Origin of the sequence: Parvibaculum sp. (assembly GCF_040882025.1) — a bacterium.
Taxonomy (GTDB): domain Bacteria; phylum Pseudomonadota; class Alphaproteobacteria; order Parvibaculales; family Parvibaculaceae; genus Parvibaculum.
The window spans coordinates 1-19,138 of sequence record NZ_JBBECC010000010.1 but is presented as its reverse complement, the minus strand read 5'-3'; the positions used below and the strand labels follow the sequence as shown (position 1 = coordinate 19,138).

Genomic DNA, 19,138 nt, shown 5'->3' with positions numbered 1-19,138 from the left:
GATGAAACCGGGGGAAACAGTTTTTGTCGTCGACGACGATGATGCAGTGCGCGAGTCTCTTCGCGCATTGCTGGAAGCGGCCGCGTTTCACGTCGATGATTTCGGTTCGGCCGCCGCATTTCTCGATGCCTATAAGCCGTCACGGCCGGGTTGCCTCGTCGCGGATATCCGAATGCCGGATATGGACGGGCTTGGGCTTCAGGAAGAGCTGGTCCGCCGGCGCATCGAACTGCCGGTTGTCGTCATAACCGGTCATGGCGATGTGCCACTCGCTGTGCGCGCGATGAAGGCCGGGGCCGTCGATTTTATTGAGAAACCCTTTGACGATCAGTTGCTGCTCGACAGTGTGGAGCGTGCGCTTGAATCCGGTCGAAAATTAAAAAGCCATGCGAATTTCTCGCAGATGGCGATTGATCGGGTGGCCAGCCTTACCCGACGCGAAAGACAGGTTCTGGAAGGCCTTATCGCGGGCCACCCCAACAAAGTCATCGCTTATGAACTGGGCATTTCGCCCCGAACGGTTGAAGTGCATCGCGCGAACCTGACGGAGAAAATGCAGGCACGGAATTTATCCGACCTCGTACGTATGGCACTGGAGGCCGGTGTCTCTCCCGCCGGTGAAACCTAGGCAAACTACGTATTTCGCGAACCATGCTTCTCCTCTATCTTTCGTCGCGGCCAAGGCGATCGTCTGGAGACGGTAGTGAAGAATCTCGGTACGGTAACAATCTACGTCGTGGACGATGACGACGCTGTACGGGATTCCACCCGCGCTCTTTTCGAGTCATATGGTCTGACCGTGCGGGACTATCCATCCGCACATCATTTTCTCGACGATGACCGGTCGCGCGAACGCGATGGCCTTTCCTGCTGTCTGTTGCTCGACCTGCATATGCCGGGCATGAGCGGCGCCGAATTGCTGGAACATCTGAGGGAGTCGGAAATTTCCTTGCCCACGATCGTTCTCACGGGGCGGGCCGATCCGCAGTTGCGGGAGCGGGTAATGCGCGCCGGTGCGCGGGCTCTTCTCGAGAAGCCGGTGAACGACGAGGATCTGGCGCAAACGATAAGGCAGGCCCTTATGGATCGTGCGGCCGACTGAGCCGATCGATTGTCGCGCTACGTAGATTCCCTAATTTTTCGCAAAAAAAAATCGTGACATGGTTACTCAATTGCAGAAGCACGAGGCCGTTGGGCTGAGTGCCATGTGAAAAGGGGTCCCGAATGTCCGTCACGGTCAACGCTACCCATCCCGCATATCTCTCCTACATTCCTCCGCGCACAAGCGGGCGTCGCGGAAATACATCTCAGCATCTTGAATCGCTTGGCCATGACGAAGCCACGGCTCGCAGCGATATCTCCTCGCTGCAGGGCGTCGGTGCGGCCCTGAAATTCAGTCGTAACGAGACGATTTTCAACGACGGCGATTGCGCGATGTTCTCCTATCGAGTGGCGAGCGGCGCCGTGCGGCTGTGCAAGCTGTTTTCCGACGGTCGTCGGCAGATTGCGGATTTTTGCCTTCCGAACGATTATTTCGGTTTCGCATGGACCGATGAGTATGCGTTGACCGCGGAAGCGGTGAGCGACGTGGTTCTCGTTCGTTATCCTCGGAAGCAAATTGAGCGTCTGGAGCAGGTTTCATCGAGCCTCCGGGAGCATCTGACAGCGCTGCTCCATCGAAATCTCTCGTCCGCGCAGGATCACATCCTGATGCTTGGCCGGCAAACGGTCAGGGAGCGTGTTGCGTCCTTTCTCCTCCTGATGCTGAAACGGCAGGGATATGAAGGAAGCAACGGCGATCGTCTGGACCTTCCGATGGGACGGCAGGACATTGCGGACTATCTCGGTCTCACAATTGAGACGGTTTGCCGGGCGCTTAGCGATCTGAAGCGCGCCGGTATCATTGTCGCGCCGACCACACGCGAGATTGTTGTCGAAAATGCCGCTGTCCTTCACGCCATGGCTTCAGGCAAGACGTAGTTGCCGGCTAATGGGATGACATTGCCGCTGCCCTCCCCCCCCGGGCGCCCCCCCGAACGGCGGCAGTAAAGGGGAGTTCCGTTTCGGCGGAACTCTCCGATCCCATCCACTGCGATTGACCATGGAGCACACCATGAATCTCATTAAAGGACTTCTCGTCGGTATCGTTTCTCTGTCGGTTCTTGCAGCTTGTGATCAGAATATGTATGGCGGCGCGGGCCCGAAACAGAGCGTTGGAACGCTGGGTGGCGCGGTGGCTGGCGGTTTGCTCGGCTCTCAGGTCGGTGGCGGTTCCGGCCGCCTCTGGGCAACGGGTGCAGGTGTCCTGTTGGGTGCCATCGTCGGCAGCGAGATCGGCAAATCCCTCGATCGCGCGGACCGGGCTTATATGGCGCAGACGACGTACCGCGCGCTGGAATCGGGTCCCTCCGGACATCCCGCGCGCTGGATTAACCCGGACACGGGCCACTATGGCGCTGTCGTTCCTCAGCCGGCCTATCAGCAGGGTGGGCTGCAGTGCCGCGAATACACCCAGACGATCAATGTCGGCGGAAGAAGCGAGCAGGCATATGGTACGGCATGCCGCCAGCAGGACGGCTCTTGGCAGATTCGCAACTAATCGACCATTGGCGGCCCGGGTGTGTTCGAAATTCGATGCGTTATTGATCCGTATCAAGGTAGCGCTCGGGGCGTGCCGTTAACCTCCGTGCATCGAACGCGATCCACATTGATGCGCTCGCGCGACGTGGGCGAAAGGAAGGTAAGCCATGTCTGCATCTTCCGTAAATCCGGAACGAAGCTCACCTGAACATGCCGTTGCAGCAGCTTCGGGTGCGCAAACTTCTTTTGCGCGTGTCGTGGCTTGCGTGGACAGGTCTGAATTCACGCCCAAGGTTTTGTCGCACGGGCTCGCCGTTGCGAGCGCACTGGATGCGCCTTTCATACTGCTGCGCGTGCTGGAGGTTAGGTCCCCGGAAAACAACGGTCCGTCTGATCCGGTCGAGCGGAAGATCCGCCGGCGCGAGGCTCAAGGGCAGACCGCGCGTCTTGCACAGGCTTGCGCGCGCGACGGCGGGCGTGTCGATATCGAGGTTATCGAAGGCGGCGCGGCGGAGCAGATTGCGCTCTGGACGCATGAGCACAGGTCGGATCTCACCGTGCTTGGTACGCATGGTGAGGGCGGGGCAACGGGATGGAGTTTAGGCAGCACGGTCCGTCGGGTCATGGAGAGAGGCGCCGGATCTATCCTTCTCGTGCCTTCTTCGGCCCGTTCGGACACTATTCCCTACCGGCGACTGCTTGTGCCCGTCGACGGCTCCTGCCGGGCGGAAAGCGTTCTTCCGCTGGCCGTTCGCATAGCGAAGGCGAATGGCGCCGAACTTGTCCTGGCGCACGTCGTCCCCGTGCCGGAATTGACCGAAACTGGACCGCTCGACAAGGAGGATATCGACCTGCAGGAGCGGCTGGCCGCGCGAAACGAGCGCGTTGCCCGAGACTATCTTGACCGATTGCGAATGCGTCTCGCCGCAAGCGGTGTTCCGACCAGGGCGGTTCTCAAGCGAGGCGACGTTCGGGGCAATCTATCTCACCTGATCGCCAACAATGCCGATCTGGTTGTCCTCTCGGCGCAAGGCCATGCGGCCCGTGCCGACGTTCCTTATGGCCGCGTGACCGCCCATCTTGTAAATCATACCGCTGCGCCGCTTTTGATCGTGCAAAGTGAAACTCGCGCATCGAGGACAGGTGATATGGGTCTTCGCGACGTCGACACGCGGCTGTCTCGTCACACCGGACATTGACCGTGCCCGATATGGAGGTCCAGCGCGGCCCGCTCGATCTGGCGGCATCGGAGCTTGGGCAACGCCATGTGATTTCGGGTCGACCTGCGGCTCCGCTCGCGGTCTGGACGCATGCCGGATCGATGACCGCGTGGCTTGCTGAAGCGCGACGTCTCTGCGCCGATCCGCCCCCGGACGCGACGAAAGCGGCCGAGTGGTTGCTCGATAACGATTATCAGGTACAGCGCGCTATCTCTCAGGTGCAAAGGGACCTGCCGGCGCAATTCTACAGACGACTGCCGAGCCTTGTGAACGCCGGCGAGGAGAAGCACCCGCGCGTCTTTGCTCTGGCGCATGGCTTTTTGAAGGCATCACACCTTCAGCTTTCGTTGCCGGCCCTCAATCAGTTCGCGAAGGCATACCAGCTACGAAGCGCACTGACGACCGCGGAGCTCTGGGCTTTCCCAACGATGCTCCGCTTGGCTTGCCTTGAGATTTTGGTTGTTGCGTTCGGCAGGTTGTTGCCGGAACTTGAAACACCTCTCGAGCCCAGCGGGTATGCCGATGACTGCGGCGAGTTCGAGGACACGGAATGTGTATCGCGCGCACTGGCCAATCTGTCTGTAATTTCCTCGCTTCCATGGAAAGAGTTTTTCGAACGAAACAGTCTGGTTGAAGCCGCGCTCGCCGGAGATCCGGCCGACGTCTATACGCACATGGACTTCGAGACGCGGGATGCATATCGAAAAGCGGCAGAAGACCTGGCTTTTGGCGCCCATCGGCCTGAAGTGGATGTGACCGACTTCGTGCTGGAGTGCGCACGCAAGAACGGTTCTATTCGATCACGCAATCATGTCGGTTACTGGCTGGTCGGAGAGGGACGGCGGGAAACAGAACTGGCCATCGGATATCGCCGCACGCCGCTCGCGGCCTTCGGCAACTGGCTCCATCGCAATGCTGGACGCGCCTATGCCAGTGCCCTCGTTCTGGCCGTGTCTGTGGCGCTGGTCGTGCCCGCTCTCTACCTCGCAGTCGTCGGGGCGGGGCTTGCAGACTGGCTGCTCGGTGTAGTGCTTGCGCTGCTGCCGGCCTCTGTGTTGAGCGTGACGCTGGTGCATTGGGCCGTTACCTCGATGGTGCCGCCGCGTGTTCTTCCGAAAATGGACTACGAGAAGGCCATTTCACCAACTTGCGCAACCGCCGTGGCTGTTCCCGTTCTGGTTGCGGGCCCGGCAGAAGTAGTGCGGTTGATCGAGCAACTCGAGATGCATCGCCTTGCCAATCCGGATCCGATGTTGCGGTTTGTGTTGTTGAGCGATCATGCGGATGCGCTCGAGGAGCACTTGCCCGGCGATACAGATGTGGAGGAAGAGCTGATTGCCGGAATACGTCGGCTCAACAGCCGCTACGGAAACGAGGGAAACGGACCGTTCCATGTGCTTCATCGGCCACGCCGCCACAATGCGTGTCAGGGGTGCTGGATGGGCTGGGAACGGAAGCGGGGAAAGCTCGAGGACTTCAACCGGCTTGTGTTGGGGGAGGGGGAGTCCGGTTTCTCGATCGAGGAAGGCGACCGCGCGGCGTTGCGGCGCGTCCGCTTTGTTGTCACGGTGGACGCGGATACCACACTGCCGCCTGGCTCTGTTGCTCGTCTTGTCGGAACCCTCGCACACCCGCTGAACGGCGCTGAATTCGATGCCGAAACCGGGCGCATTCGCACGGGCTACACCATCGTTCAACCGCGCGTGGAAATCGCACCCGAGCGAGGCAATCGCTCTCTTTTTGCTCGTCTCTATACTGGCGACACATCGATAGACATATATTCGCGTGCTGTATCGGACGTCTATCAGGACCTGTTCGGCTCGGGCATCTATGTCGGCAAGGGAATATATGAGGTCGAGCCTTTTCATCGCAGCCTCGAGATGCGCGTGCCGGAGAACGCGCTTGTAAGCCATGATCTCTTCGAAGGCGCACATGGACGCGTGGCGCTTGCGACCGATATCGTTTTGTATGAGGGATTTCCCGCCGACTATGTCGAGTATATGCGTCGGTGGCATCGTTGGGTCCGCGGCGATTGGCAACTTCTACCGTGGCTCGCAAGACAGGTGCCGGGCGCGGGCGATCGGCGCTTCGCGAACAAGTTGTCGATCCTCGACCGCTGGAAGATATTCGACAATCTTCGTCGAAGCCTGATCCCCGTCTCACTTCTTGCGCTTGCGACGGCCGGGTGGCTCGTGCTGCCCGGTAGCTCATGGGTATGGACGATCCTCACAGTCGCTGTTCCGGGTGCCTATCTCTTCGCCGACCTCGTAACCGGACTTGCGGGCGGACGTCGGCGGGGCGCAGTGCGGAGCTTGATGCGGCGCCTTGTCGACCACGCGGGGCGTTGGTTTCTCGCTCTGGCATTCCTCGTCAGCGATGCCGCAACAGCGATCGATGCAATTGCCCGAACGCTTTGGCGGTTAGCCGTTTCGCGGCGCGGTCTCCTGGAATGGACGTCGGCGGCCCACGTGGCCGCGCATCTGGCTACAAACGATACGCGGGCCAAAACCTGGCTGCACATGGCAAGCGCGCCGGTCTTCGCCGTCACGCTCTTCATATTGCTTGCCGCGGCAAACCCGTCGGCTTTGCCGGCCGCCGCACCGCTGCTGCTGCTCTGGCTGGTGGCACCCGAGATAGCGATCTGGGTTCGCCGCCCGCGGCGCGCGCCAGTTGGGAGGATCGATGAAGCAGAGAAAATCTTCCTGCGGCGGCTCGCGCGGAGAACATGGTTCTACTTCGAGACGTTCGTCGGGCCCGAAGACAATTGGTTGCCGCCGGATAATTACCAGGAAGAACCGCATGCGGAGATAGCGCATCGCACGTCGCCGACCAACATCGGCATGATGTTTCTCTCGACACTCACCGCTGCCGATCTCGGATATATTGGCCTGATCGACTTCTCGACGCGCATGCAGAACGCCCTCGATACGCTCGCCCGGCTCGAACGTTGTCACGGGCATATTTTCAACTGGTACGACACCAGGTTTTTGACCCCGCTCGAGCCCCGGTATGTGTCGACCGTGGATAGCGGGAATCTGGCCGTCTGTCTGCTGGCATTGAAGGAGGGATGTCTGGAAGCTGCGAGGGGTGCGGCGCTTCCGGTCGCGCTCTGGGACGGGCTTGGCGACACGCTCGACCTTCTCTCGGAAGCGGGAAGGAAATTCAAGAATCCGGATGGTGGAAAACTTTGTTCAAGGATCGAGTCTCTCATTGCTCAGATTTCTTGCGCCCGCGGAAATCCACGGGCGTGGAGGGCGGCTCTGATGGATATAAGCGGCCGCGCGTGGCCCGAGATAGAGGAGATCGTCGACGAACTTGTTACAACCTCGAAAGCGCCGTCCGTTGAGGCTCTGAGGGAGATGAACATCTGGCTTGAGCGTGGGCGCCACCATTTGGCTGGTATGCAGCGTGACATCGATGCACTCACGCCTTGGCTCGCTCTCATCGCCGCGCCGCCCGTCGGTTGCGAGGCGTTCGCGCGTCACATTGAAGAAAACCTGCCACCTTCCATGTCGCTCGCGGGAACCGACGATGCCCATACCCGCATCGCCGAAATAGTGGCAACGGCCGCGCCGCATGAAGAGAGCGATACGGTGATCGGCTGGTTCTCGGAATTGAGTGTGGTATTCGCGCGAGGCGCGCGCGCACAACATGAGTTGCGCGAGAGCCTGCTGGACGCCGCAAGGCGATCGGAGCGCATGGCGGACGAGATGGACTTCCGGCCACTCTTCGACCAGGAACAGCGGCTTTTTTTCATCGGATACAATCACAGCGCGGATCACGTCGACGCCCATCACTACGATCTCATGGCGACGGAAGCGCGGCTGGCAAGCTTCTTTGCTATAGCGAAAGGTGATGTGCCACTCGAGCACTGGTTTTTCCTTGGCCGCCCGCTAGCACAGACCCAACACGGAATGTCGCTGGTGTCGTGGAATGGATCGATGTTCGAGTATCTCATGCCGCCGCTCCTGCTGCGGAGCGATTCCGGCACGCTTCTCGGTCAAAGCGAGCGGGCGGCGGTGCATGTTCAGCAACAATATGGCGAAGCGCACGGCATTCCATGGGGTGTGTCGGAATCGGCCTATGCATCGCGCGATGCTGACCACCGCTATCAGTATAGGGCTTTTGGCGTGCCGGGGCTTGGTTTGCGCCGTGGGCTTGCAGACGATCACGTCGTCGCTCCCTATGCGACGGTGTTGGCGCTTGCCGTGGATGCTGGTGCGGCAATAAGGAACCTGCGCGAGCTGGTACGGCTCGGGCTTGTGGGCGCGTTTGGCCTGTTTGAAGCAGCCGACTTCACGCCTGAGCGGGTGCCTGCGGGCCAACGCTTTTTGCCTGTTCGCGCTTACATGGCGCATCACCAGGGCATGATTCTGGGTGCCTTGGGCAACGCGCTCTGCGAGGACGCTCATGTCCGCAGGTTCCATGAAGACCGCCGAATGCGGGTCATGGAGCTTTTGTTGCACGAACGCATCCCGAGAGAGCTTCCGTCGGAGCCGGGTCGGGAGGAAGAACTCTTGCGTCCGTCATCACGTCAGACGGCGGTCCCGGTGCTCGATGCCTGGCAACCGGCGGCCATGCCGGTGGTTCCGCAAATACACATGCTTGCCAATGGCCGTATGGCGAGCTGGATATCGCAAGCGGGCGGCGGCAGGCTTCTTTGGCACGGTCAGGCGCTCACCCGCTGGCTGCCCGATGCCTGCGATCGGGACGGCTTGTGGATCTATGTTCGCGACGTAGACAGCGGTGCAATCTGGTCTGTCGGGCGGCAACCGACCGGCATTCAGCCGGAGGAGGCGCAAACCGTCTTTCATCCGCACATGGCCGAGTTTCATCGGCGGGATCACGGGATCGGACTGCGGATGGAGGTCGGGGTCGCGGCGGGCGACGATGTTGAAATCCGGCGTCTCACCGTCGTCAATGAAAGCGACGAGGTGAGGACACTCGAATTCACAAGTTACGGAGAGGTCGTCTTGGCGCCGCCGCTCGAGGACGAGCGTCATCCCGCTTTCAGCAAGCTTTTTGTCGGCAGTGAGCACATACCGGATCTGGACGGATTACTTTTCACGCGCCGGACACGTCACCCCGGCGAAAAGCCACCCGTCTTGCTTCATCGGATTGTCTCGAATGGCACCGGTCCCGGTCCGATCGGATTTGAAACGGACCGCGCCGCCTTTCTCGGGCGGAATGGAACGTCGCGGCATCCGCGTGGCGTGGTTGGTGGGCTTTTGGGCGGTGCGGGCTGGACGCTCGACCCCGCGATGGCGCTTCAGGTGCGCGTCGAGTTGCAGCCCGGTGAAAGGCGTGAACTCGCATTCCTGACATTCGCCGCCGGCTCGCGTGAGTCCGTTCTGGAACTCGCCGAGCGCTACGCAACACCTGCCTCTCTGGACTGGGCTTTCTCCGATGCTGCGGCTGGGGTGGCACATGAGACCCAACGGCTTGCTCTCGAGTCACCGCGATTGCCCGAATTGCAGCAACTCGCCTCGCTTCTCCTTTATCCCCACCATGATCTGAGAGCCCGCCCCGCCGTGATCGCCGCAAATCGGCTCGGTCAGCCGAGGCTCTGGGGCCTGGGTATTTCCGGCGATCTGCCCATCCTCTTGCTCCGGGCAGCCGACGCCGAGACGACCGATCTCCTGCAACTGCTGGCCGCTGCCCATTGTCTCTGGCACCGGCGTGGCTTCCCTGTCGACCTCGTTGTGCTTCGCACAGGGCCGTCCGGATATATGGACCAGTCGCGCGAACGACTCTCATCTATGTTGCGGGAATTCGCCAAGGGACACGGAACCTCCGGTCATCATCAAGACGTCCATTTGCTTTTCGCCGACCACATGGGTGAAGAAGACATACGTCTGCTGGAAAGCGTCGCTTGTGTCATTCTCGACGAGTCGGAAGGCAGCCTTGAGAGCCAACTCGCGAAAGCTGTGCGGTTGCGGCCAATCGTTCCGCTCTTCGGCGGCTCTGGCGAGGCAATTCCAACGGAAGAAATTCCGCCGGTGACCCGCCCGGCCGATCTTCTGTTCGACAACGGCATTGGCGGTTTCACGCCAGATGGACGCGAGTATGTGATCCAGCCGGAAGCGGGCGGAGGCACGCCTGCCCCTTGGTCGAATGTTCTTTCAAACGAGGTGTTCGGCACGCTCGTCACGGAGTCCGGGGGCGGGTTTACCTGGGCCGTCAACAGCGGTGAGAACCGTCTGACGCCTTGGACCAATGATCCCGTCTCCGATCCTCAGGGAGAAGTGCTCTACTTGCGTGACGAGGAAAGCGCCAGGGTCTGGTCGCCCACGCCCGTGCCGGCCGGCGAGGGAGCGGCTTGCCAAATCCGGCATGGCGCGGGCTACACGGTATGGCGTCAGAACAACCACGGACTGGAGCAGGAATTGCTCGTCTTCGTACCGTCGGACGAACCGGTCAAGATCATACGGCTCCGCTTGCGCAATCCCGCCGCACGGGCCCGGCGCATTACCGCGACATATTACGCGGAATGGGTGCTCGGCGCGTTGCGTAGTACGGCCCGGCTGCATGTGGTCTGTGAATACGACAGTGGCAGCCATTCGCTTCTGGCGCGCAACCCGTGGAACCCTGACTTCGGCGAGCGCGTCGCATTCCTGACATCCAGCCATGCGCCGCACAGCCTGACCACCGACAGACAGGATTTTCTGGGCTTCGAAGGCGATGCGGAAAATCCGGCGGCGTTGCGGCGGTGGGATCTCGGTGGCCATATAGGAGCGGGTGTCGATCCGTGTGCGGCGTATCAGGTACATCTGGATATCGAAGGTGGTGAAACGGTTGAAGTCGTTTTTGTCCTCGGCCAGGGCGATAACAGGACGCATGCGGCGGAACTTGCACGGCGGTGGCAGGAACCCGCTTGCTCCGATCGCGCATTTGAAGCTTTGACACGTCAATGGGATTGCCGGTTGGGTGCCGTGACCGTCCGAACACCGGATCCGGCTTTCGATCTGATGATCAATCGCTGGCTGCTATATCAGACCCTTTCTTCACGCGTTCTTGCCAGAGCGGGTTTCTATCAGGCAGGCGGCGCATTCGGCTTCCGCGATCAGCTTCAGGACGTTCTGGCGCTGCTCCATGCCGATCCCGCACGTGTCCGCGCGCATATCCTCGCCTGTGCCGCACATCAGTTCGAGGAGGGCGACGTACTTCACTGGTGGCACCCGCCGCACGACAGAGGCGTACGGACGCACTGCTCCGACGATCTGCTGTGGCTCCCCTACGCGGTAAGTCACTATGTCGAGGCGACCGACGATCGCTCCATCTTGGCCGAGGAAGTGCCTTTCCTTCATGCGCCGATGCTGGCACCGAAGGAACATGATCGCTACGCGCGTTTCGACACGCCGGGCGAGACACGGATGATTTTCGAGCACTGCCGGCGGGCGCTGGAACGTGGTGTCACGCAAGGAGCGCATGGTTTGCCGCTGATCGGCTCGGGCGACTGGAACGACGGCATGGATCGCGTCGGTTCTCAGGGGCGGGGTGAGAGCATCTGGCTTGCATGGTTTGCGATTGCCGCGATGAACGGCTTTGTCAGGTTGGCCGGGTATATGGATCGTGACGATCTCGCGGGCTACTGGAACGACCGGGCGCACGAAATGGTGCGTGCCGTCGAAGACGAGGGGTGGGATGGCAACTGGTACATGCGGGCGCTCGACGACAATGGACGGCCCTGGGGTTCGGACAGCAGCGACGAATGCCGGATCGATTCCATAGCTCAATCCTGGGCGGCCCTTTCCGGCGCCGGCGCGCCGGATCGCGTCGACAAGGCCCTCGATAGCGCGGAGCGGGATTTGGTAAGCGAAGAAGACCGGGTGATCCGGCTCCTCTGGCCACCCTTCGACAAGACGCCGCGCGATCCGGGTTACATCAAGGCCTATCCGCCGGGCATTCGCGAGAACGGGGGGCAATATTCCCACGCAGCGGCATGGCTCGGGCTTGCATTTGCAAAGCGCGGAGAGGGGGATCGCGCATGGCGCATCTTCGAAATTTTGAACCCGATCAACCGGACGCGAAACGCCGCCGACATCATGCGGTATCGTGATGAACCCTATGTGTTGGCGGCAGATGTGGGCGGTGTCGCGCCGCATGTCGGTCGCGGCGGCTGGAGTTGGTATACCGGCGCTGCCGCATGGACATGGCGCCTTGGCGTCGAAGCGATCCTCGGATTGAAACTTTCCGATGGCGGGCTCGTTATCGACCCGTGCTTGCCGTCGCATTGGGAGTCGTTCGAAGCCGAGCTTCGGCGCGACAAGGGTTCCCTGCTCATCCGCGTCGAAAACCCGGAGCACCTCCAGACGGGAACGGTCGAGATGATCGTGGACGGCAAGGCTTGTGAGGGACAGACCGTCACATTTCCCGAAGACGGCATGCAGCGGAAAGTCACGATACGCCTGCGGGCAGTTGATGAAGACGCGAGTCGATAAGGCATGCGCCGATCCATGTCCTGAGCTGAAGTAACGCTTGCGGGACGACAATGAGGGCGGCCGCTGATCCCGAAATTTTTCATGTGCCAGTAGGCGGATCGGGAGGTACAACAGCGTAAACTTGGCCGCTTGAACGCTCCCTGGGCTTGAGTAAGCTATTGAATACACGAGGAAAAAAGATCGCCATCGCGCCCATGATGGACTGGACGGATCGGCACGACCGGTTCTTCCTGCGCCTTATCACGCGTCATGCGCTGCTCTATACCGAGATGGTGACGACGGGCGCGGTGCTGCATGGGGATCGCGAGCGCCTGCTTGGATATAACCCTGCCGAGCATCCGGTGGCGCTGCAGCTTGGCGGGTCGGACCCGGCCGAACTCGCCGAAGCTGCTGGAATTGCTGAAGATTTTGGCTATGACGAGGTCAACCTCAATGTCGGTTGTCCCTCCGATCGGGTGCAGTCCGGCCGCTTCGGCGCCTGCCTGATGCGCGAACCGGAGCTTGTCGCGCGCTGTGTCGAGGCGATGCGGGCCCGTGTGGCCGTGCCGGTGACGGTCAAATGCCGCCTCGGCGTCGACGAGCAGGATCCGGAAAAGTCTTTGCCGGCAATGGCTTCGGCGGTGCGCGCATCCGGTTGCAGAACATTGATCGTTCATGCCCGCAAGGCCTGGCTCGACGGGTTGTCGCCGAAGGAAAACCGCGACGTGCCGCCGCTCGACTATGAACTGGTCTATGCGCTGAAACGGTCCATGCCGGACATGGAAATCATCATCAATGGCGGCATCGAGCATGTTTCCGGCATGGTTGAGCATGTTGCTCATGTCGATGGTGTCATGCTCGGCCGCGCCGCCTATCAGAACCCGTGGATTCTGGTTGAACTGGACCGGCTTTTCTACGGCGACGACCATCCGCTGCCGACCCGGCATGAGGTGATCGAAAACTTTATCCCCTATGTCGAAAGCGAACTGGCGAGGGGCGTCCACCTCCATGCGATGACGCGCCATATCCTCGGTCTCTTTCAGGGCTGTCCCGGCGCGCGCGCCTTCCGCCGCCACATCTCCGAAAATGCGCCGCGCCCCGGTGCCGGTGTCGACGTTATCCGCGAAGCGCTGGTGCCGATCCGCGACCCCGCCCTTGAAACCCTCTCCGCCGCCGAATAGCGGTCCTGCCCGCCCGGTTTCGGGTCAACGCGAAAGTACACGGACGAATGAACATCGAAGCCATGTCGCTCATGGAACTCGCGCCGTTCGCGGCCGGTCTTGTCGTCACGGGGCTGATCGCCGGCGTGTTGGCCGGCCTGCTCGGCGTTGGCGGCGGCATCGTCATCGTTCCGGTTCTCTATCATGTGTTCACGCTGCTTGGCATCGACGAGGCGGTGCGCATGCATCTCGCCGTCGGCACTTCGCTCGGCACGATCATCCTGACCTCGATCCGCTCCGTCCGCGCGCATGCGAAAAAGGGCGCAGTCGATTGGGAGATGCTGCGGAGCTGGGCCGTTCCCATCCTTGTCGGTGTTGTCGGCGGTACCCTGATCGCGGCTTATGTGAACGGCAATGCCCTGACGGCCATCTTCGCCAGCATCGCGCTGCTCGTCGCGGCCAATCTCGCCTTCGGCAAGGAGAGCTGGCGCCTCGGCTCGAAACTTCCAGGCAAGCCCGTGCAATATTCCGTTGCCGGCGTCATCGGTGCGCTCTCCGCCCTGATGGGCATCGGTGGCGGCACCTTCGCGGTGAGCTTCATGACGCTTTACGGCAAGAACCCGCGCGAAGCCGTGGCGACGTCGTCGGGTCTCGGCGTGCTGATTGCCGTGCCCGCCGTTCTGGGTTTCATGTGGGCGGGCTGGAACGATCCGCGGCTGCCGCCCTTCAGCATCGGTTATGTCAACCTGATCGGCATGGCGCTGATCGCGCCGCTCTCCGTCCTCGCCGCACCATGGGGCGCCACCATCGCACATGCGATCAGCCACAAGGCGCTGGTCCGCGCCTTCGCGCTCTTTCTCGCGCTGACATCGCTGCAGATGTTTTACCGCCTGTTCGGCTGATCGCGCCTCAGGCGAGGAACCATTCCAGAATTCGCGCATTCTCCTCGCGCGGATAGGTGTGCGACAGGTCGGCGATCTCGCGATAGGTGACATCGGCGCCCGCCGCCGAAAGTTCGCTGTTGGCAAGCCGCGCCATGTCGGCGGCGAACATCCAGTCGCGCGCGCCATGCACGATATAGACGGGCAGCCTCGCGATCCGCGCCGGGTCGCTCATACCGAGCAGCATCGGATGCCAGGCGGATGACATCGGCGCCAGATGCGTAAAGGGTCCGCCGGCAAGACCCGCGAGATAGGTGAAGGTGCCGCCGTCGCTCATCCCGGTCAGCAATATGCGCGATGGTTCGACGTTCCAGCGCTCGCCCACATGCGCCATCATCCGCGCGAGCGACGTCCGGTCCTGCTCCGGTTCCATCAACGACCATGTGGCATCGAGCGATGTCGGCGACAGAAGGATCGCACCCGCCGAGCGCGCATCGCTGAGCCAGCTCCACAGGAAGCTGCGGCCATGCCCGCTGCCGCCATGGCAGGCGACGATGAGCGGATGGGGTCGGGCGGCGTCATATGTCTCCGGCACATAAAGCGAAAAGCCGCCGCGTTGTCCTTTCTCGTTGCCGAAATGATGAACGCCGGTTCCCTCCCGCGTCGCCCCTTCGGCAAGCGCGGCGACGAGCGTATCGTCGTCGCGCTTCGCCTCGTTGAGAAAGAAGCGGCTGACCGGCGGCAGCATGACGCTGACCGGATAGAGGCTCTCCATCGCGCGCGGCAGATAGCGCAGCGCGCGGTAGGCGCCGAACACCGGGCCGCCCGCTTCGGGCGGTGCTTCGTTTGTGGCCCTGAGCGCGGCGAAAGCCGAACGCGCCGCCTCCGCCGCCCCATGCACATGGTCGCGGAAGGGAGCGAGATGTTCCGGCCACACCACCGCATCGAAAACCGCCCGTGTCTCGGCAAGTTTCGCCTCGACAGGCCCCATCTGCTCGACAAGCTCGCCGATCAACGGCGGGTGCAGGTGCCGCGCGATAAAGCCCAGTGCCTCCAGCGCCTGCAACAAAGCCGGCAGCAGCGCGTCGACGGCGTCGATCAGGTCATCGCTTGTTGTCTCGCCCATGGTTCCGCGTCTCCCGCCTTTCTCGTTCGAGCGAGAGTGGTCGCCGTGGCGCACGAGGGCAAGCGCGAAGCCTGTTCGAATTTTCCACTCATCCAGCCAAATTTGTTCACACGGCTATTGCAGGGCGGCTCGAATCTTCTCGTCCCGCAGCATGGTGTCCACTGCCCGTTGAAAGACATCCGCAATCGCCTGTCCGCCTTTGTAGAGGGCGGCTGTGTCGATGGCTTCATCGCCCTGCACGCGGTTCTCGGCAAGCGGTTGCCCGTCCCTGTCGAACACTTGGGCTGTAATGTCATAGACGATCGAGGTGCGCATGAGCGAGTCGCTCCGCCATTCCCGGACGGACACGTAGACTTGACGATCGGTGCCCGGCGCGGCCAGCGCCGACTGCACCTGTTCGCGCCCCATCGTCGGTGCAAGCCCGACCGGCGTGATGGTTCCGCCGCCTCTGGACAGAGAGTTCTGTATCAGGTCGTTCACCTCATCGGCGAGCGGACGTCCGGACCCGGTCCTTACGTCGAAGGGGATGCCCCAGCCGTCGCGTTGCTTGCCGACATAGTCCGGAGATTTTTCACCCGAAACCACCGCAGACCGAAGATCCTGCACGCCAAGGGCAATCGTTGTGCCCGGTTTGACGGGCGTGGCCGCGGAGTATCTGCCGCTATAGTCGATCTTGTTGCCGGCCGCACATGCGGTCAGACCCGCCACGAAGACGAGTGCGAATAATTTTCTCAGCATGGATCGTTCCCCCTTGTTGCCCTGACATCAGGCCAGCGCAATCCCCACCGGCCATTGGAGAGAAATGATCCTTGCACGTCAATTGGAGATGCGCCGCGGGCACTTCCGGGTATCGGTGAGCGCCGCTAGATCTTCTGGTCGTATTCGCCAACTTCCGGCTGTGCCGAAAGCTGCCCGTCGATCTCGGCGAACATGGCGCGCATATTGGCTTCCGACGCGGGGCTTTCCACCACGACCACAAGCCCCGGCTTGTTCGACGAGGCGCGCACAAGGCCCCAGGTGCCGTCTTCCACCGTCACGCGAACGCCGTTCACCGTCACCACGTCGCGGATTTTTTGGCCGAGCAGTTTCTCGCCTTTTTCGGCCATGCCGGAAAAGAGTTTCACCATCCGCTCCACGACTTCATATTTCTTGTCGTCCGGGCAATGCGGCGACATGGTGGGCGAACCCCATGTCTTCGGCAGGTCCTCGCGCAGGTCGGACATCTTCTTTCCCGGATTGCGGTCCAGCATGTCGCAGATCGCGATCGCCGAGACGAGCCCGTCATCATAGCCGCGCCCGATCGGCGGATTGAAGAAATAGTGGCCCGACTTCTCGAAGCCGACCAGCGCGTTCAGCTCATGCGCGCGCCGCTTGATATAGGAATGCCCGGTTTTCCAGTAATCCGTCTTGGCGCCATTGGCGATCAGCACCGGGTCGGTGAGGAAAAGCCCGGTCGATTTGACGTCGACCACGAATTGCGCGTTCGGATACTGCGCGGAAAGATCCCGCGCCAGCATCACGCCGACCTTGTCGGCAAAAATCTCCTCGCCCGTATCGTCGACGACGCCGCAGCGGTCACCGTCGCCGTCGAAGCCGAGGCCGACATCGGCGCCCGTTTCGAGAACCTTGTCCCTGAGCGCATGGAGCATTTCCATGTCTTCAGGGTTCGGGTTGTAGCGTGGAAACGTGTAGTCGAGTTCGCAATCGAGCGGGATCACTTCGACGCCGATCCCTTCGAGAACCTTGGGCGCGAAAGCACCCGCCGTGCCGTTGCCGCAGGCCGCGACCACGCGAAGTTTGCGTTTGATCTTCGGCCGGTTGGTGAGGTCCGCGATATAGCGCTCCGCCATGTCGGGCACGCGAATATAGCGTCCGCCGTCGCGCGTCTTGCCACCGCCTGAAAGGACGATCTCCTTCAGCCGCGTCATCTCGTCGGGCCCGAAGGTCAGCGGCCGCTGCGCGCCCATCTTGACGCCGGTCCAGCCGTTTTCGTTGTGGCTTGCCGTCACCATCGCGACGCAGGGCAGGTCGAGTTCGAATTGCGAGAAATAGGCGGTGGGCGAGAGGGCCAGGCCGATATCGTGCACCTCGCAGCCGGCATTCATCAGCCCGATGATCAGCGCCTGCTTGATCGATGCCGAATAGGAGCGGTAGTCGTGACCGACCGCGATCTTCGGCGCCACGCCCATTTCGTGGATCAGCGTCCCGAGCCCGAGCCCCAGCGCCTGAATGCCGACGAGATTGATTTCCTTCTCGAACAGCCAGCGCGCATCGTATTCGCGGAACCCGTTGGGCGAGATCAGCGCCAGGTTTTCGAAATCGGCGGTATTGGGTTTCAAATCGGCGCGGGGCTTCTGCGTCATGGGCTCTCCAGGGAACGGCTTTTGAAAGGCTTGTAGCGCAAGGATTCGGGATCGGAAATGGGGCAGGCGCCTACGCAGTAATGACCAAAGCAGTGTGGCCGGAAAATGGCGCGGGCGGCCCTATTCGCGCAGGATCAGCCGTTCGCCCCGGACCTCGACGGATGAAAGCCGCCCGAGAAAACTCATGCCGAGAAGCGATTGCCCGAGCCCCTCGCGCGACACCGAGGCGGTCACATCCTCAAGCCGGATGTCGCCGATGCTGACTTCATCCAGTGTGAGGCGAGCGGCATAGATGGTGCCGTTGGCTGTTTGGTAGGGTGTGGTGTAGCGCAGGCTGTCGAGATCGAGGCCGATACGCCGCGCGTCCGACGCGCTGAGCGCGATATCGCTGGCGCCGGTATCGACCATGAACTGCACATGGGTGCCGTTGACGAGGCCGTCGGCATGAAAATGGCCCGAGAGATTGCGCGAAAGCCAGGCCGTGCCCGGTTCGCTGCTGATCGGTGCCGAGGGAATCAGCGCCGTGCGCGTGCGGCTGCCCATGTCGGAAAAGACGTCGCTGTAGCTGTAGCCGACGACCAGCGCCAGCGCGATGGCGATCCAGGCGAGCGCCTGCTTGAGGGCGAGCCCGGCCCGCTCGCGCCAGCCCAGCACCACGCTGCCGCCCACCAGCGCCAGCAGCAACAGGCTGTGGACAAGGCGCATCTGCGCGTCCTCGCCCTGCAACGCGCCCGGAAAGCGGTTGTTGAGGAAGAGCAGCAGCGCCACCAAAGCCAGAAGCAGCAGCGCCGCCCATGTCCAGTTGTTCTGTCTCATGGTGTGAATGTAAGGCGGATTGTGTGAGAAATCTGTAAGTCCGGACTTGGCGCGGGTGAGACAGCCCCTTATTTACATGATATGATTGCTTTGACCTATAAATAACGAATAAAAATAGTGAAATGACCGAACGAAAAGTCATATCCCTGACCGGGGACAGGAAAGCGAAGCCGGCGCCGCATATCGCGGACGACGCGGCCACGCGCCTCGGTCTGCCTGAATTCGAACCGGGCTGGGTGTGGCTGGTCGGCGCGGGGCCGGGCGATCCGGGCCTGCTGACGCTCCATGCGCTCAACGCGCTGAAGCAGGCCGATGTCGTCGTCTATGACGCGCTGGTCGACGAGACCGTGCTCCAATTCGCAAGCCCGCGCGCAAAACTCGAATATTCCGGAAAGCGCGGCGGCAAGCCGAGCCCGAAACAGCGCGACATCTCGGCCCGTCTGATCGAGCTGGCGCGACAGGGCAGGCGCGTGCTGCGCCTCAAGGGTGGCGACCCCTTTGTTTTCGGCCGTGGCGGCGAGGAAGCGCTGGCGCTGGTCGATGCGGGCATCCCCTTCCGCCTGGTGCCCGGC

13 protein-coding genes are annotated in these 19,138 nt (G+C 61.8%); 9 read left to right on the top strand and 4 right to left on the bottom strand.

Translation table 11 applies throughout. The annotated features are described in order from the left end of the window. Window position 1: 1 nt before the first annotated feature. From fixJ to WEB61_RS00825, 8 genes are all read left to right on the top strand, one after another. The gene (gene fixJ, locus WEB61_RS00860) at window positions 2–628 is read left to right on the top strand and encodes a response regulator FixJ (RefSeq protein ID WP_368062435.1); all 627 of its coding nucleotides are present in this window, start codon (window positions 2–4) and stop codon (window positions 626–628) included. A gap of 75 nt (window positions 629–703) precedes the next feature. After that, a complete protein-coding gene (locus WEB61_RS00855) occupies window positions 704–1,102 on the top strand; it encodes a response regulator transcription factor (protein WP_368062434.1) in 399 nt (132 codons plus the stop codon). Window positions 1,103–1,224: 122 nt separating this feature from the next. Continuing rightward, a complete protein-coding gene (locus WEB61_RS00850; protein ID WP_368062433.1) occupies window positions 1,225–1,980 on the top strand; it encodes a helix-turn-helix domain-containing protein in 756 nt (251 codons plus the stop codon). Window positions 1,981–2,113: 133 nt separating this feature from the next. Beyond that, window positions 2,114–2,599 carry an RT0821/Lpp0805 family surface protein gene (locus WEB61_RS00845; protein ID WP_368062432.1) on the top strand — a complete coding sequence of 162 codons (486 nt, stop codon included), beginning with the start codon at window positions 2,114–2,116 and terminating at the stop codon, window positions 2,597–2,599. Window positions 2,600–2,747: 148 nt separating this feature from the next. Then, complete coding sequence (locus WEB61_RS00840; protein WP_368062431.1) at window positions 2,748–3,779, top strand: universal stress protein; 1,032 nt, start codon at window positions 2,748–2,750, stop codon at window positions 3,777–3,779. An 11-nt stretch (window positions 3,780–3,790) separates the two neighbouring features. Then, window positions 3,791–12,241 (top strand): glucoamylase family protein, encoded by an 8,451-nt coding sequence (locus WEB61_RS00835; protein WP_368062458.1) that lies wholly within the window; start codon window positions 3,791–3,793, stop codon window positions 12,239–12,241. Window positions 12,242–12,399: 158 nt separating this feature from the next. Further along, window positions 12,400–13,401 (top strand): tRNA dihydrouridine(20/20a) synthase DusA, encoded by a 1,002-nt coding sequence (gene dusA, locus WEB61_RS00830; RefSeq protein ID WP_368062430.1) that lies wholly within the window; start codon window positions 12,400–12,402, stop codon window positions 13,399–13,401. A 47-nt stretch (window positions 13,402–13,448) separates the two neighbouring features. Beyond that, window positions 13,449–14,282 (top strand): sulfite exporter TauE/SafE family protein, encoded by an 834-nt coding sequence (locus WEB61_RS00825; protein ID WP_368062429.1) that lies wholly within the window; start codon window positions 13,449–13,451, stop codon window positions 14,280–14,282. A gap of 7 nt (window positions 14,283–14,289) precedes the next feature. On the opposite strand, the gene WEB61_RS00820 is transcribed toward WEB61_RS00825, so the two are convergent. The 4 genes from WEB61_RS00820 to WEB61_RS00805 all read right to left on the bottom strand — a co-directional run bounded on the left by WEB61_RS00820 (window position 14,290) and on the right by WEB61_RS00805 (window position 18,566). Further along, window positions 14,290–15,387, bottom strand: a complete 1,098-nt coding sequence (locus WEB61_RS00820; protein ID WP_368062428.1) for a phospholipase — start codon at window positions 15,385–15,387, stop codon at window positions 14,290–14,292. 114 nt (window positions 15,388–15,501) lie between these two features. Beyond that, a complete protein-coding gene (locus WEB61_RS00815) occupies window positions 15,502–16,125 on the bottom strand; it encodes a hypothetical protein (protein ID WP_368062427.1) in 624 nt (207 codons plus the stop codon). Window positions 16,126–16,250: 125 nt separating this feature from the next. After that, on the bottom strand, window positions 16,251–17,750 hold the full coding sequence (locus WEB61_RS00810) for a phosphomannomutase/phosphoglucomutase (protein ID WP_368062426.1): 1,500 nt from the start codon (window positions 17,748–17,750) through the stop codon (window positions 16,251–16,253). A 120-nt stretch (window positions 17,751–17,870) separates the two neighbouring features. Further along, window positions 17,871–18,566, bottom strand: a complete 696-nt coding sequence (locus WEB61_RS00805) for a TIGR02281 family clan AA aspartic protease (protein WP_368062425.1) — start codon at window positions 18,564–18,566, stop codon at window positions 17,871–17,873. A gap of 122 nt (window positions 18,567–18,688) precedes the next feature. Between WEB61_RS00805 and WEB61_RS00800 the strand changes: the two genes are divergently transcribed. After that, a partial coding sequence (locus tag WEB61_RS00800) for a uroporphyrinogen-III C-methyltransferase (protein ID WP_368062424.1) occupies window positions 18,689–19,138 on the top strand: 450 nt, incomplete at its 3' end.